The organism is Methylobacterium sp. J-090 (genome assembly GCF_022829345.1).
Classification (GTDB): domain Bacteria; phylum Pseudomonadota; class Alphaproteobacteria; order Rhizobiales; family Beijerinckiaceae; genus Methylobacterium.
The window spans coordinates 1-1,200 of record NZ_JAKSXV010000050.1 but is presented as its reverse complement, the minus strand read 5'-3'; the positions used below and the strand labels follow the sequence as shown (position 1 = coordinate 1,200).

Sequence of the window (1,200 nt, the reverse complement as noted above, 5' to 3'; positions counted from 1 at the left end):
GACGTAGCTGCCGCCCGACCCCGTCACCGACGTGACCTCAGCGGTGACGCCGTTCGTGCCGGTCAGGACGAAGTCGTTTGCCGTGACGTTGGCGACCGTCTCGGAGAAGCCGACCGCGTAGGTGAAGCTCGCGACGGTGGGGCCGCCGGCGAGGTCGGCCACCGCCGAGCCCTGGGGCGCCACGGTATCGACCACGAGCGCGAGGCCCGTCGGCAAGGTACCGGAATTCCCGGCCACGTCGGTCAGGGCGAGGGTCGCCGTGACCGTGCCGTTGAGGCTCGAAAGATCGGCCACGACCGGACCGTTGCCGGTGATCGGCACGCTGACCACGTGGAAGCCGTCGGAGAACAGGGCCGTACCGGTGGTGCCGGGATCGAGACCGGCCACGGTGAGGCCGACGCCCGCGGCCTCGGTCGCGTCGAAGGGGCCGGTGTTGGCGGCCGCCGTGAGCGTCGCTGCGGGGGCCGCGTCCAGAACCGTGTCGATGGTCACGGACAGGGGCGCGGATGCGAGGCTCTCGACCCCGCCCGGACCGGTCGCCGTCGCCGTGATGGTGTAGGCACCGTCAGCCAAGGTGGGCAGCTGGGCCGCCCATCGGCCGTCGAGACCCACCGGCACGTCGAGAACCTGAGGACCGGTCGCGCCGGTATAGGTCACGTGCACGATGCTGCCGAGTTCGGCCGTTCCGGTGACGGTCGGGGTCGTGTCGGTGGTGATCCCGTCGCCCCCTATCCCGGTATCGTCGCTGATCCCGCCGATGGTCGGCGCGCCCGGCCGGCCGGTGACGACCGGGACGGGGTTGCCGACGATGTCGGCCGTGTTGCCGGCGGCATCCGACAGGGCGAGGGTCGAGGTGACCGTGCCGTTGAAGGCCGAGAGGTCGGCGACATAGGCGCCGTCCGCCGTCACCGGTACGGCGAGGGTGTGCGCGCCATCGGTGAAGGTGACGATGCCCGAGGTTCCGGCATCGAGGCCCGCGATGGTGAAGGCCACCGTCGCCGCCTCGGACGCGCCGATGATCCCGTCCGCCGTGGGGAGGACCGTGAGTGTGGTGGGCACGCCGGCATCGGCGGTGGTGTCGATGGTGAGCGCGAGGGGCTGGGAGGTGACCACGCTGCCGTTCGCCGTGAGGCTGGCGGTGAAGCTGTAGGCGCCGTCGGCCAGGGCCGGGACGTCGACGCTCCAGGTGCCGTTGGCCGC

1 protein-coding gene is annotated in these 1,200 nt (G+C 72.0%); it reads right to left on the bottom strand.

Features of this window, described 5'->3' with window-relative positions; genetic code table 11:
• A partial coding sequence (locus MKK49_RS07790; RefSeq protein WP_244027542.1) for an Ig-like domain-containing protein occupies positions 1 to 1,200 on the bottom strand: 1,200 nt, incomplete at both ends.